The 14213-nt window shown below is 66.1% G+C and carries 11 protein-coding genes; all 11 read left to right on the top strand.

Annotated features, from left to right (window positions below):
* The first annotated feature begins 124 nt into the window (after nucleotides 1-124).
* Nucleotides 125-1291: an ADP-forming succinate--CoA ligase subunit beta gene (gene sucC, locus JWP65_RS10285; RefSeq protein ID WP_299763357.1), complete on the top strand. Its 1167-nt coding sequence runs from the start codon at nucleotides 125-127 to the stop codon at nucleotides 1289-1291.
* A 10-nt stretch (nucleotides 1292-1301) separates the two neighbouring features.
* The gene (gene sucD, locus JWP65_RS10280) at nucleotides 1302-2195 is read left to right on the top strand and encodes a succinate--CoA ligase subunit alpha (protein ID WP_299763355.1); all 894 of its coding nucleotides are present in this window, start codon (nucleotides 1302-1304) and stop codon (nucleotides 2193-2195) included.
* Between the two features lie 82 nt (nucleotides 2196-2277).
* Nucleotides 2278-2988 (top strand): TerC family protein, encoded by a 711-nt coding sequence (locus JWP65_RS10275; RefSeq protein ID WP_299763353.1) that lies wholly within the window; start codon nucleotides 2278-2280, stop codon nucleotides 2986-2988.
* A 233-nt stretch (nucleotides 2989-3221) separates the two neighbouring features.
* On the top strand, nucleotides 3222-5963 hold the full coding sequence (locus JWP65_RS10270) for a CHASE2 domain-containing serine/threonine-protein kinase (RefSeq protein WP_299763351.1): 2742 nt from the start codon (nucleotides 3222-3224) through the stop codon (nucleotides 5961-5963).
* Between the two features lie 10 nt (nucleotides 5964-5973).
* The gene (locus JWP65_RS10265) at nucleotides 5974-6759 is read left to right on the top strand and encodes a Stp1/IreP family PP2C-type Ser/Thr phosphatase (protein WP_299763349.1); all 786 of its coding nucleotides are present in this window, start codon (nucleotides 5974-5976) and stop codon (nucleotides 6757-6759) included.
* A 49-nt stretch (nucleotides 6760-6808) separates the two neighbouring features.
* Nucleotides 6809-7501, top strand: a complete 693-nt coding sequence (locus JWP65_RS10260; RefSeq protein ID WP_299763347.1) for an FHA domain-containing protein — start codon at nucleotides 6809-6811, stop codon at nucleotides 7499-7501.
* Between the two features lie 39 nt (nucleotides 7502-7540).
* A complete protein-coding gene (locus tag JWP65_RS10255) occupies nucleotides 7541-9790 on the top strand; it encodes a CHASE2 domain-containing protein (RefSeq protein WP_299763399.1) in 2250 nt (749 codons plus the stop codon).
* Nucleotides 9791-9886: 96 nt separating this feature from the next.
* On the top strand, nucleotides 9887-10678 hold the full coding sequence (locus tag JWP65_RS10250) for a 3',5'-cyclic-nucleotide phosphodiesterase (protein WP_299763345.1): 792 nt from the start codon (nucleotides 9887-9889) through the stop codon (nucleotides 10676-10678).
* On the top strand, nucleotides 10675-13080 hold the full coding sequence (locus JWP65_RS10245) for a GspE/PulE family protein (RefSeq protein WP_299763343.1): 2406 nt from the start codon (nucleotides 10675-10677) through the stop codon (nucleotides 13078-13080). The genes JWP65_RS10250 and JWP65_RS10245 overlap by 4 nt, the downstream gene beginning before the upstream one ends.
* 147 nt (nucleotides 13081-13227) lie before the next feature.
* A complete protein-coding gene (locus JWP65_RS10240; protein WP_299763341.1) occupies nucleotides 13228-13698 on the top strand; it encodes a pilin in 471 nt (156 codons plus the stop codon).
* A gap of 82 nt (nucleotides 13699-13780) precedes the next feature.
* A partial coding sequence (locus JWP65_RS10235; protein ID WP_299763339.1) for a glycosyltransferase family 2 protein occupies nucleotides 13781-14213 on the top strand: 433 nt, incomplete at its 3' end.

Below are 14213 nucleotides of genomic sequence, written 5' to 3'. Positions count from 1 at the left end.
TGTGGGACAGGCAGGGATGGTGCATTGCAGCATGATACAGTTGAAGGCTGCGCTCTGCTGCGCGGCCTGAATGTCGGCGCCCCTTGACGCAGCTCCACCCGAATCGACTCCCGAGAGACACCTCATGAAGATCCACGAGTACCAAGGCAAGGAGATCTTGCGCAATTTCGGCGTCCCGGTCCCGCGCGGCATCCCGGCATTCACCGTGCAGGAAGCCGTGGAAGCGGCGCAGAAGCTGGGCGGGCCGGTCTGGGTCGTCAAGGCGCAGATTCACGCTGGCGGCCGCGGCAAGGGCGGCGGCGTCAAGCTGGCCCGCTCGGTCGACGAGGTCAGGAAGCTGGCTGGGGAAATCCTGGGCATGCAGCTGACGACCCACCAGACCGGCCCCGAAGGCCAGAAGGTGCGCCGCCTGCTCATCGAAGATGGCGCCGACATCAAGAAGGAATATTACGTGTCCGCCGTGACGGACCGCGAGTCGCAGAAGGTCGCCTTCATGGCGTCCAGCGAAGGCGGCATGGACATCGAGGAAGTGGCGCACGCCACGCCCGAGAAGATCATCAAGGTGTTCGTCGATCCGCTGGCCGGCATGACGGACGGTGACGCGACCGAACTGGCCAACGGCATCGGCGTGCCTGCCGGCTCCACCGCCGCGGCCGTGGACGTGCTCAAGAAGCTGTACAAGATCTACATGGACACGGACGCCTCGCTGGTCGAGATCAACCCGTTGATCCTGGAAGGCGGCGGCGGCATCAAGGCGCTGGACGCCAAGTTCAACTTCGACAGCAACGCGCTGTTTCGCCATCCCGAGATCGTCGCGCTGCGCGACCTCGACGAGGAAGACCCGGCGGAGATCGAAGCATCCAAGTTCGACCTGGCCTACATCTCGCTGGGCGGCAACATCGGCTGCCTGGTCAACGGCGCAGGCCTGGCCATGGCCACCATGGACACCATCAAGCTGTTCGGCGCGGAGCCGGCCAACTTTCTGGACGTGGGCGGCGGCGCCACCCCGGAGAAGGTGACCGAGGCCTTCAAGATCATGCTCAAGAACCCCAAGGTCAAGGCGATTCTGGTCAACATCTTCGGCGGCATCATGAAGTGCGACACCATCGCCACCGGCATCATCACCGCCTGCAAGGCCGTGAACCTGCAGGTGCCGCTGGTGGTGCGCATGAAGGGCACCAACGAGGAACAGGGCAAGAAGATGCTGGCCGAGTCGGGCCTGCCCATCATCAGCGCGGACACCATGGCCGATGCGGCGCAGAAGGTTGTCGCTGCGGTGAAGCAAGCCTAAGGAAACAGACATGTCGATCTACATCAACAAGGACACCCGGGTCATCACCCAGGGCATCACCGGCAAGACCGGCCAGTTCCACACGGAAAAGTGCCAGGAATACGCGAACGGCAAGGAATGCTTCGTGGCCGGCGTGAACCCGAAGAAGGCCGGCGAGAAGATCTTCGGCATCCCGATCTACGGTTCGGTCAAGGAAGCGGCCAAGGAAACCGGCGCCACGGTGTCCGTGATCTACGTGCCGCCAGCCGGCGCCGCCGCCGCCATCTGGGAAGCCGTCGAGGCCGACCTGGACCTGGCGATCTGCATCACCGAAGGCATCCCGGTGCGCGACATGCTGGAGCTGCGCAACCGTATGAAGCAAAAGGAAGCTCGGGGCGGCAAAAAGACGCTGCTGCTGGGCCCCAACTGCCCCGGCCTGATCACGCCCGACGAGATCAAGATCGGCATCATGCCCGGCCATATCCACCGCAAGGGCCGGATCGGCGTGGTCTCGCGCTCCGGCACGCTGACCTATGAAGCCGTGGCACAGCTGACCGAAATCGGTCTTGGCCAGTCCAGCGCCGTGGGCATCGGCGGCGACCCGATCAACGGGTTGAAGCACATCGACGTGATGCAGGCCTTCAACGACGATCCGGAAACCGACGCGGTGATCATGATCGGCGAGATCGGCGGCCCGGACGAGGCGGAAGCCGCCCGCTGGTGCAAGGACAACATGAAAAAGCCCGTCGTCGGCTTCATCGCCGGCGTCACCGCCCCTCCCGGCAAGCGCATGGGCCACGCCGGCGCGCTGATCTCGGGCGGCGCCGACACGGCCGATGCCAAGCTGGCGATCATGGAAGAGTGCGGCTTCAAGGTGACCCGCAACCCGTCCGAGATGGCCAAGCTGCTCAAGGCACTTCTGTAAGACCGGGGGCAGCCACGCCCCGGAGCCGATTGTCCTGACCGACAATCGGCTCTTTCGTTTTAGAACAACAGGCACACAAGCAATGGACTTCATGGAATTCCTCACCCCGGCCTTCTGGGTCGCGGTGGGCCAGATCATCCTGATCGACATCCTGCTCGGCGGTGACAACGCGGTCGTGATCGCGCTGGCCTGCCGCGGCTTGCCGCCCAAGCAGCGCAAGCTGGGCATCATCTACGGCACCATGGGCGCCATCGTGCTGCGGGTCGTTCTGATCGCCTTCGCACTGGCCCTGCTGTCGGTCCCGTACCTGAAGTTGGTCGGCGGCATTCTGCTGGTCTGGATCGGCGTCAAGCTGCTGCTGCCGCAGGACGACCACGACGAGCACGGCAACATCCAGTCGAGCGACAAGCTGTGGGCGGCCGTCAAGACGGTGATCATCGCCGACCTGGTAATGAGCGTCGACAACGTGCTGGCCATCGCCGGCGCCGCCGAAAGCGCGGGCCAGCATCAGCTGCCGCTGGTGATCTTCGGCCTGCTGGTGTCGATCCCCATCATCGTGGCTGGCAGCCAGATTGTGCTCAAGCTGATGGACCGGTTCCCGATCATCATCGTGCTGGGCGGCATGCTGCTGGGCTGGATCGCCGGCCAGATGATCTTCACCGACCCGGGCCTCAAGCCTTACCTGCCCGCCTCCAAGGCCTGGGAGTACGGCGCCGCCGCCTTTGGCGCGCTGCTGGTGCTGGCGATCGGCAAGCTGCTGCCTCGCAAACAGGTGCCGACCGCCGCGCCCTGAGCCTGTCTCGCGGATTTGCAACAAAAAGTAGAAGGTCCGGGGCAAAGTAGCTTGTCCGTGGCGAGGGCCTCTGCTACCGTCAACGCAAGTGGCCCGCGCCCCTGACCCAGGCGGCGCGGGCATGCGTGACTGTCAATTTCGACAGCGGGGGGCCGCAACGGTCCGGCAAAGGCGGGAAAGTGGTCTCTTCGGCATCTGCAAGGCGCGGGAAGTTCTGGCGCACCGACTGGTTCGTGGGTGTGCTCGTGGTCCTGGCCGTGATCATCCTGAACCAGGCGACCGATTTCGTCGGAACCCTGGAGCGGCGTTATTACGACTTCGCCAGCACCAGCAACAGCCGCCAGCCGTCCGACCGGATCGCCATCATCGCGATCGACGACCAGAGCATCGCCAACATCGGGCGCTGGCCGTGGCCGCGTGACGTCCACGCCGAGCTGATCGACAAGCTGGCCGCCGCCAAGGCCAGGACCGTCGTCCACACCGCCTTCTTCTTCGAGCCGCAGGCCGACCGCGGGCTGGGCTACATCCGCAAGATCAAGCAGGCCTTGCCGGCCGAGGCAACCCAGCCGGCCGCCAAGGTCGGCAAGCTCATCACCGAAGCCGAGCAGGCCCTCGACACCGATGGCAAGCTGGCGGCCAGCATGGCCCGGGCCGGCAACGTGCTGACACCCTCGCTGTTCGTGCTGGGCGAGCCGCAAGGCAAGGCCGACAAGCCGCTGTCCGCCGCCGCCCTGAAGGGTGCGCTGGACGAACACCACGCGTTCTCCATGGCCGCCCTGAGCACCCAGCAGCCGATCGACCTGATCGGCGATGCGGCCGCCGGCATCGGCCACCTGAACCAGCTCAACGACGTCGACGGCGCGGTGCGGGTCGAGCCGATGCTGGTCAACTACTACGGCAAGGCGCTGCCCTCGATGGCGCTGCTGGCCGCCGCCCACAGCCTGAACCTCGGCGTCGCGGACATCAAGCTGAACCTGGGCGAGTCGGTGCAGGTCGGCAAGCTGCGGGTGCGCACCGACGAGGCGGCCCGGATGTTGCCGCAGTTCTACAAGGGCCAGGGCGGCAAGCCGGCCTTCGCCGTCGATTCCTTCTACGACGTGCTGTCCGGCAGGATCCCGGCGACCAAGTACACCGACAAGATCGTGCTGATCGGCCCGACGGCCGCCGGCGTCGGCAACAGCTTTCCGGCGCCCGGTTACGCGGCGCTGGCGCCGGTGGAAATGATGGCCCACATCACCTCCAGCATCCTGGGCGAGCATTTCATCGTGCAGCCGTCCTGGGGCGTGCTGGCGATGGCGGCGGTGTTCCTGCTGGTGGCCAGCTACATCATCGCGGTCCTGCCGCGGCTGTCGGCCGGCATAGCGGGCACCGTCACGGCGGCGCTGTTCGTGGCGTTGCTGGGCATCGAGTTCGGCCTGCTGGTGGGTGCCTCCACCTGGCTGCAGACGGTGTTCCCGGCCACGCTGCTGCTGATCGGGCACCTGGCGCTGACAACCAAGCGCTTCCTGGTCACGGAAGCAGGCAAGCTCAAGTCGGACGAGGAGTCGGCCGAGACCAACCGCATGATGGGTCTGGCGCTGCAAGGGCAAGGCCAGCTGGACATGGCGTTCGATCGCTTCCGCCGGGTGCCGGTCAACGACGAGGTGATGGCCAACCTGTACAACCTGGCGATGGACTTCGAGCGCAAGCGCCAGTTCAACAAGGCGCAGGCGGTCTACGAGCACATGGCGGCCGACAACCGCAAGTACAAGGACCTGGAAACCAAGCTCAATCGGGCCAGGAACCTGTCCGAGACCGTGATCCTGGGTGGCGGCGGCAGCCATCCAGGCGGCACCATGCTGCTGGACGGCGGCGGAGTCGAAAAGCCGATGCTGGGCCGCTACCAGGTCGACAAGGAACTGGGCAAGGGCGCCATGGGCGTGGTCTACCTTGGCAAGGACCCAAAGATCGGCCGGGTGGTGGCGATCAAGACGATGGCGCTGTCGCAGGAGTTCGAAGGTGAGGAGCTGAACGACGCGCGCGAGCGGTTCTTCCGCGAGGCCGAGACCGCCGGCCGCCTGCAGCACCAGAACATCGTGACAATCTTCGATGCCGGCGAGGAGCACGACCTGGCCTACATCGCCATGGAGTTCCTCAAGGGCCGCGATCTGGTCGACTTCTGCAAGGACGGCAACCTGCTGCCGGTGCCCAAGGTGCTCAGCATCGTGGCGCGGGTGGCCGAAGCGCTGGCCTACGCGCACCGGCAGAGCGTGGTGCACCGCGACATCAAGCCGGCCAACATCATGTACGAGTTCGATTCGGACACCGTCAAGGTCACCGACTTCGGCATCGCCCGCATCACCGACTCCAGCAAAACCAGGACCGGGCTGGTGCTGGGCACGCCCAGCTTCATGTCGCCCGAGCAGATCGCCGGCAAGAAGGTGGACGGCCGCTCCGACCTGTACTCGCTGGCCGTGATGCTGTTCCAGCTGCTGACCGGCGTGCTGCCGTTCCGCGGTGACTCGATGGCCGAGCTGATGTACAAGATCGCCAACGGCGAGGCGCCCGACCCGCGCCTGGTCCGGCGCGACCTGCCCGATCGGCTGGCCGAGCTGCTGGCCAAGGGCCTGGCCAAGAAGCCGCAAGAGCGCTACCAGGATGGCGACGCCTTCGCGCAGGACCTGCGGGCCGTGCTGGCGGGCCTTTCGGGCGACGCCGCCCCGGCCGCCGCCGCGCCCCGGTCGACCGCCCCCGCTGGCGCCCGGGCGGCCAACGATCGGACCGTGGCGTTCCGCACGATCGCCTTCGCATCCGCGCAACCTGTGGGTGCCCGAATCGCCGCAACTGTGCCCGGCATCGTCCTGCCCGGCTATGATGCGGCCCAGAACGAAGGACCGGCGCCGGCGGCGCCAGCGCAGTTCGACCAGACGTCTGTGATGCACAAGCCGGCGGATACGCCCCCGGCCGGCGGCGGCAAGACCGGCCAGGAGCCTTGACCCGCGAACTATGAACTACGAGTTTTGCCTCCGCACCGATCCCGGACTTGCCCGCGAAAACAACGAGGATTCCGTCACCTTCGACGAGCCGACCCGCCTGGGCATTCTGGCGGACGGCATGGGTGGCTACAACGCCGGCGAGATCGCCAGCGGCATGGCCACGACCTTCATCAAGTCGGAACTCGGGCGCTGGCTGGCGCAGGCCGGCCGGCACGCCAACGGCCGCGAAGTGCGCCGGGCGATGGAGATCTGCGTCGACAACGCCAACCGCTCGATCTTCAACGCCGCCAATTCCAACCCGCAGTACAGCGGCATGGGCACCACCTTGGTGGTGGGCGTGTTCCAGGACGGCCGGCTGATGCTGGGGCACATCGGCGACTCCCGCTGCTATCGCCTGCGCGCCGGCGCGCTCGACCAGATCACCAAGGACCATTCGCTGCTGCAAGAGCAGATGGACGCCGGGCTGATCACGCCGGAGCAGGCGGCCACCTCGACCAACAAAAACCTGGTGACACGGGCGCTGGGGGTCGAGGACGCCGTCCTGCTGGAGGTCAACGAGCACCGCGTGGAGCCCGGCGATCTGTATCTCATGTGTTCGGATGGCCTGTCGGATATGCTCGACGATGGCGCGATCGCGCGCATCCTGGCGGCACCCGGCACGCTGGAGGAGAAAGCGGTGCAGCTGGTGGACGGCGCCAACGCCAATGGAGGCCGGGACAACATCTCGGTGCTGCTGGCCCTGGCCAACAGCGGCACCAGGAAGCGCGGATTGATCTCGCGCTGGCTGGGTCAATAGTTCCCGGGCTACGGGTCAAGCGGTCTTGCATTCACAACAGGAGTCGACCATGCCGAAAATGATCGTTTCGATCGACGGTGTCGTCATCAAGGAAGTTCAGCTGACGAAGGACCGCACGACGCTGGGGCGCCGGCCGTACAACGACATCGTCATCGACAACCTCGCGGTGAGCGGCGAGCACGCGGTGCTGCAGCTGACCGGCAACGAGGTCTACCTCGAAGACCTGAACAGCACCAACGGCACTTACGTCAACGGCAAGGCCGTGAAGAAGCAGCTGTTGCAGAACAACGACACGGTCGAGATCGGCAAATACAAGATCAAGTTCATCAACGAGGTGCCGGGCGCCACGTTCGAAAAGACCATGATCATGAAGGCGGGAATGGTGCCGCCGATGCCGAAACCGGCCGCCCCGGTGCCTGGCATTGTCGCCGCGGCCGGCATGCCGTCGGCCACCGTGATGGTGGGCGCCGACGCCGCCCACCATGCCAGCATCAAGGTGCTGTCCGGGGCCGCGGCCGGCCGCGAGGTGCCGCTGGTCAAGGTGGTCACCACCATCGGCAAGCCGGGGGTGGCGGTCGCCGCCATCACCAGGCGCTCGCACGGCTTCGTGGTCGCCCATGTCGAAGGCTCCAACAAGCCCACGCTGAACGGTGCCGCCATCGGCCCCGAACCGGTGATCCTCAAGGACGGGGACATGCTGGAGCTGGCCGGCACCCAGATGCAGTTCCTCCAGGTCGACTGACCGCCGCGGCGCGGCGCCGCTCGCCACGAGTTTGCCAAGCTGAACTTGCTTTCCAGACACTGGTCACGCATCGCGATCACCCTGGTGCCGCTGGTGTTCGCGTTGCTGCACGCGATCAACGTGCTGCCCATCGGCGTGCTGCAGCGGCTCGACGACATCATCTACGACGGCCGACTGCGGGCGACCATGCCCAGGACGCTGGACGAGCGCGTGGTGATCGTCGACATCGACGAAAAGAGCCTGTCCGAGGTCGGCCGCTGGCCCTGGGCCCGCAACCGGCTGGCGCAGCTGGTGGACGAACTGTTCGACCGCCAGCAGGTGGCGCTGCTCGGCTTCGACGTGGTGTTCGCCGAGCCCGACGAAAGCTCGGGCCTCAAGCGCCTGCGGCAGCTGGCGCAGGGCGAACTCAAGGACGCGCCCGGCTTCGGCGAGCGCCTCGCGCGGCTGCAGGCCAGCCTGGACTACGACGCCACCTTTGCCCGGGCGCTGCAACAGCGTCCGGTCGTCCTGGGCTACTACTTCACCAGCGATCGCGAAGGCCGCACCAACGGCGTGCTGCCGGCGCCGGTGATGACGCGCGAGAGCCTGCAAGGGCGCCGCATCGCCTTCACCAGCTGGAACGGCTTCGGCTCCAACATCGGGCAGATCGCCGGCGCGGCGCCGCTGGCGGGCTACTTCAACTCGATCACCGACGGCGACGGCAAGGTGCGCTCGATCCCGCTGGTGGCCGAGTACAAGGGCGCCTTCTACGAGGCCCTGTCGCTGGCCATGTACCGGGCGATGATGGGCATGCCGACGGTCCATCCGGGCTTTCCCAGGGAAGGGATCTCCGGGCGTGGCTACACCGGGCTGGAAAGCATCGACCTGCGCCTGGGCGGCAAATCGCTCTCCATCCCGGTCGACGACCGGGTGGCGGCGCTGGTGCCGTACCGCGGCCCGGGCGGCGCCGGCGGCGGCTCGTTTCGCTACGTCTCGGCGACCGACGTGCTGGCCAAGCGGCTGCCCGCCGGCAGCCTGAAGGACAAGATCGTGCTGGTGGGCACCACCGCGCCCGGCCTGCTCGATCTGCGGGTGACGCCGGTGGGCGAAACCTATCCCGGGGTGGAGACGCACGCCAACGTGATCTCCGCGCTGCTGGACGGCAAGGTGTTGGTCAAGCCGGACTACGCGATCGGCTACGAAGTGGCGCTGCTGCTGGCGGCCGGCCTGGCGCTGGCGTTCTCGTTGCCGCTGCTGTCCGCCAGCGTCGCCGTGCTGGTCAGCGCCGGCGTCGTGGCCCTGGTGGTGGCGCTGAACTTCTACCTGTTCCTGGGGCAGGGGCTGGTGCTGCCGCTGGCCTCGGCGCTGGCGATGGCGGGCCTGGCCTTCGCCCTGAACATGAGTTACGGCTACTTCGTGGAGAGCCGCCACAAGCGCGATCTGGCCAACCTGTTCGGCACCTACGTGCCGCCGGAGCTGGTCGACGAGATGGTCAAGGACCCCGACAGCTACAGCATGAAGGCGGCCAGCAAGGAGCTGACAGTGATGTTCTGCGACATGCGCGGCTTTACCAAGATGTCCGAGCGAATGGAGCCGACGCAGCTGCAGGAGCTGCTCAACTCGGTGTTCAGCCGGCTGACGGGCCTGATCCGCTCCAACCGCGGCACCATCGACAAGTACATGGGCGACTGTGTCATGGCCTTCTGGGGAGCGCCGGTGGAGACCCCCGGGCACGCGGCGCTGGCCACCAAGTGCGCGATGCAGATGTCCGAGGCGATGCGGCAGATCAACGAGGAGCACCGCGCCAAGGGGCTGCCGGAGATCGGGGTCGGCATCGGGCTGAACACCGGCACCATGTGCGTGGGCGACATGGGCTCGGACATTCGCCGCAGCTACACGGTGATCGGCGACGCGGTCAACCTCGGCTCCCGGCTCGAGGGGCTGTCCAAGGCGTACGGTGTGGAAATCGTGGCCAGCGAGACGGCCCGCAAGGCGGCGCCGGAATTCGTCTGGCAGGAACTGGACCGGGTGCGGGTCAAGGGCAAGGAGCAGGCGGTGGGCATCTTCACTCCGCTGGCGCCGGCCGAAGGCATGGACAAGGCCCTGGGCGACCAGTTGCGCACCTGGGCGGCTTTCCTGAAGGCTTACCGGAACCAGGAGTGGGAACAGTGCGATCTGTACATGCTCAACCTGCAACGCCTGAACGCCAAAAAATACCTTTACGAGCTGTACGCCGAACGTGTAGCCTCGATGAGATTGCTGCCATTCGACCCCACCTGGGACGGCGCGACCAACTTCGAGACGAAATAAACCAAAAGGCTGAAATGAGCCCCCACGCTCACACGCGTTCGCTGCCTCCCGGGGGGGCTTCAGCCTCCTTGCGGCGGCTCGGTCGAGGCTGATCCCATGAAGGTGCGTGTGCTGGGTTGTTCCGGCGCGATCGCCAAGGACTGCAGGACCACGTCCTTCCTGGTGGGCGATGACGTGCTGGTCGACGCCGGCACCGGCGTGGGGGACCTCACGCTCGACGAGATGCGCCGCATCCGGCACGTGCTGCTGACGCACTCCCACCTCGACCACATCGCGGCGCTGCCCCTGATGATCGACGCCGTCGCCTCGCAACTGACCGCGCCGATCCGCATCTCGGCCCTGCCCGGGACCATCGCGGCGCTGCAGGCGCACATCTTCAACAACGTGATCTGGCCCGACTTCAGCCGGATCCCGTCGCCGCATTCGCCGTTCATCAGCTTCCACGAAATCCAGGTGGGCCAGCTGCTGGAGTTGAACGGCAAGACCATCGAGGTGCTGCCGGCCGTGCACACGGTGCCGGCCTGCGGCTATGCCGTCAGCGGCGCCGACGGCGCCTGGGTGTTCACTGGCGACACCGAACGCAACCCGGCGTTCTGGCGCCGCCTGAACCAGATGGACGTCGCCGCGCTGGTGATCGAGACGGCCTTCAGCAACCGCGAGCAGGACCTGGCCCACCGCAGCCTGCACCTGTCGCCGCTGGCGCTGGCCGAGGAGCTCGATTGCATCGACAAGGGCAGGCTGTTCCCGATCTACATCACGCACACCAAGCCGGCCGAAACCGAACTGATCATGGCGGAGATCCAGAAGTTCGACCAGACGCAACCCTTCGGCCTCAACGTGACGCATGACATCCGCTGGCTGCGCGCGGGACAGGAATTCGAGCTGTGAGCGCAGTTCTGAAACGCGATACCGAGGAGGAATTCCTCAATTCGCAGCAGCTGCCGCCGGACAAGCGCGGCGTCTTGTTCGAGGCGCTGTTCTACCGCCAGCTGCAGGCCGTCACCACCAGGATCCACGCCACCGAAGACATCGCGGAGATCATGCTTGAGTCCAGCCAGGACATCTGCAAGCTGTTCAACGCCGACCGCCTGACGCTGTACGCGATCAACGAAGACCGCAGCGCCATCATCTCCAAGGTCAAGACCGGCCTGAACACCAGCCGCGACCTGAAGCTGCCGATCAGCCCGCAGTCGATCGCGGGCTACGTCGCGATGGCACGGCAGCTGGTCAACATCGCCGACGTCTACGACGACGAGGCCCTCAAGCGGATCCACCGGGCCCTGACCTTCCTGCAGGAAGTCGACAAGCGCTCGGGTTACCGCACCAAGCAGATGCTGGTGCTGCCCATCCTCGACGGCGAGGTGCTGCACGGCGTGCTGCAGGTCATCAACAACAAGAGCGACCAGCCGTTCGGCGACCTCGAGCTCGAAGGCGCCACCCAGCTGTGCAAGACGCTGGCCACGGCGATCCGCCAGCGCATGCAGCGGGCCGAGGACGGCGCCCGCCGCAAGGCGACCAAGTACGACGGCCTGGTGGCGGACGGCGTGATGACGCCGGACGAGCTGGTGCGGGCGGTGAAGAAGGCGCGCGAAGCGGCGCAGCCGGTCGAGCGCGTGCTGATGGCGGACTATTCGATCCGGGCAGCGCAGATCGGCCCGTCGCTGTCGAAGTTCTTCGGCGTGCCGTACGAGCCGTTCAACAGCGGCCGCATCCGCCTGGAGGCGCTGGTGGGCGCGCTCAAGCGCGATTTCATCACCGAGCAGGGCTGGGTGCCGCTGGAGGAGTCCCCGGACGGTCTGGTGGTGATGTGCGTCGACCCGGAGGCGGTGCGCAACTCGCGCATCCTGCCGCAGATCTTCCCGCGCACCAGCAAGTTCGCCTGGCGCGTGACGACGCAGGCCGACTTCGAGGAGACGGTGGCGCAGCTGTGGGGCGCGATCGACGCGGGCGACTCGGTCGAGGACATGCTGGCCGACCTGAGCGGCCCGATGGACGACGAGGCCGAGGAAGGCTCGCTCGAATCGGCCGCCGCCGACAACGAGCTGGTCAAGTTCGTCAACCGCATCATCGTCGACGCCTACAACCAGCGCGCCTCGGACATCCACATCGAGCCATTGCCAGGCAAGGCCAAGACCGGGATCCGGTTTCGCATCGACGGCTCGCTGATCCCCTACATCGAGGTGCCCTCGCACTTTCGCCAGGCGATGGTCACCCGGCTGAAGATCATGTGCGACCTGGACATCTCCGAAAAGCGCAAGCCGCAGGACGGCAAGATCAAGTTCAAGAAGTACGGCCCCCTGGACATCGAGCTGCGGGTGGCCACCATCCCGTCGGCCGGCGGCGTCGAGGACGTGGTGATGCGGATCCTGGCGGCCGGCGAGCCGATCCCGCTGGAGAAGCTGGGGCTGACGCCGCACAACCGGGTGAACCTGGAAAAGACGGTCAGCAAGCCCTACGGCCTGTTCTACGTCTGTGGCCCCACCGGCTCCGGCAAGACGACGACGCTGCACTCGGTGCTCAAGTTCCTGAACACGCCCGACACCAAGATCTGGACGGCCGAAGACCCGGTGGAAATCACCCAGAAGGGCTTGCGCCAGGTGCAGGTGAACAAGAAGGCCGGCATCGATTTCGCGCTGGTGATGCGAGCCTTCCTGCGCGCCGACCCGGACATCATCATGGTCGGCGAGTCACGCGACAAGGAAACCGTGGCGATGGGCGTGGAAGCCTCGCTCACCGGGCACTTGGTGTTCTCGACGCTGCACACCAACTCGGCGCCCGAGTCCATCACGCGCCTGCTGGACATGGGCATGGACCCGTTCAACTTCGCCGATGCGCTGCTCGGCATGCTGGCGCAGCGACTGGCCAAGCGCCTGTGCGACTGCAAGGAAAGCTATTTTCCCGACCAGGCCGAAATCCGCACCTTCCTGGCCGAGTACGCGCAGGACTTGCAGCACACCGCCGTCTGGAAGGTCGACCGCCGCGGCGAGGAGCAAAAGCTTCTCGAAAGCTGGATCGAACTGTATGGCGGCGGCGAGGGCCGGCTGAAGTTCTACCGCGCGGCCGGCTGCGACAGCTGCAACAAGACGGGCTACAAGGGTCGGGTCGGCCTGCACGAGCTGCTGATCGCCGACGAAGACGTCAAGAAGCTGATCCAGGAGCGCGCCCGCGTCGCCGACATCTTCGTGTCGGCCGTCGGCAGCGGAATGCGCACGCTGAAGATGGACGGCATGGAAAAGATCATGATGGGCCTGACCGACCTGAAGCAGGTCCGCTCGGTCTGCATCAAGTAGGCGTCTGACAGGTTTGTCAGAACGTCCGACACGCCTGTCAGGCCAGGCTCCGTTTTCGCCCCGCAAGTGCCGATAAGTTCACGAAACGCCTTGGCACAGCACTTGCACTACCTGGTTGCTTCTTCTCATCAACAACCGGAGTTTTTCATGAAGCGTCAACTGCAAAAGGGTTTCACCCTGATCGAACTGATGATCGTGGTCGCGATCATCGGCATTCTGGCCGCCGTCGCGCTGCCCGCTTACCAGGACTACACCAAGCGTGCCAAGGTCTCTGAACTGATCCTGGCCGCATCCGGCTGCCGCACCTCGATCACGGAGTACTTCCAGTCCGCCACGTCGCTGGCTTCGGACAACGGCTTCGGCTGCGAGAACACCACGTCGACGGTGAGCCGTTACGTGACCAAGGTCGCCACCAAGGGCGACACCGGCGTGATCACCGTGACGGCCAACACCGGCATTGGCTCCGACGTCGACGGCAAGGAGCTGACCCTGATCCCGCAAGCGGCGACCGGCGGCACCGCCCCGACCATCGGCACGGCCATCGGCAAGTGGATCTGCGGTGGCACGGGCACGACGATCCCGTCGAAGTACCTGCCGGGCTCCTGCCGCGGCGGCTGAGCGTAAGCTCACTACACAGAGCCGGATTTCTCCAGGATCTGTCTAAAGGAGCGGCCTCGGCCGCTCCTTTTTCATCCTCCCCATGGAACTCACCATCCTCATGCCCTGCCTCAACGAGGCCCGCACCGTCGCACGGTGCGTCGCGCAAGCGAAGGCGTTCCTGACCTGTTCCGGCATCACCGGTGAGGTGGTGGTCGCCGACAACGGATCGACCGATGGGTCGCAATCGCTCGCCCGCGAAGCCGGCGCGCGCGTCGTCCAAGTGCCCGAACGTGGCTATGGCGCCGCCCTTGCAGCCGGCATCCGGTCCGCCAACGGCCGCTTCGTCGTCGTGGGCGACAGCGACGAGAGTTACGATTTTTCCAGCCTGGACCCGTTCCTCGCCCGCCTGCGCGCCGGCGCCGACCTGGTCATGGGCAACCGTTTCAAGGGCGGAATCGCACCCGGCGCCATGCCGTTCCTGCACCGCTACCTGGGCAACCCCGTTCTGAGCCTGATCGGACGGGTCTTCTTCC

The sequence above is a fragment of the Ramlibacter sp. genome, from assembly GCF_028292805.1.
GTDB lineage: Bacteria > Pseudomonadota > Gammaproteobacteria > Burkholderiales > Burkholderiaceae_C > Ramlibacter.
The sequence above is the reverse complement of the archived record's forward strand: the minus strand, read 5'-3'. Positions and strand labels throughout refer to the sequence as shown.

Coding starts and splice junctions, on each gene's coding strand:
- sucC (WP_299763357.1), top strand. CDS start 125: ATGAAGATCCACGAGTACCAAGGCAAGGAGATCTTGCGCAATTTCGGC.
- sucD (WP_299763355.1), top strand. CDS start 1,302: ATGTCGATCTACATCAACAAGGACACCCGGGTCATCACCCAGGGCATC.
- JWP65_RS10275 (WP_299763353.1), top strand. CDS start 2,278: ATGGACTTCATGGAATTCCTCACCCCGGCCTTCTGGGTCGCGGTGGGC.
- JWP65_RS10265 (WP_299763349.1), top strand. CDS start 5,974: ATGAACTACGAGTTTTGCCTCCGCACCGATCCCGGACTTGCCCGCGAA.
- JWP65_RS10260 (WP_299763347.1), top strand. CDS start 6,809: ATGCCGAAAATGATCGTTTCGATCGACGGTGTCGTCATCAAGGAAGTT.
- JWP65_RS10250 (WP_299763345.1), top strand. CDS start 9,887: ATGAAGGTGCGTGTGCTGGGTTGTTCCGGCGCGATCGCCAAGGACTGC.
- JWP65_RS10240 (WP_299763341.1), top strand. CDS start 13,228: ATGAAGCGTCAACTGCAAAAGGGTTTCACCCTGATCGAACTGATGATC.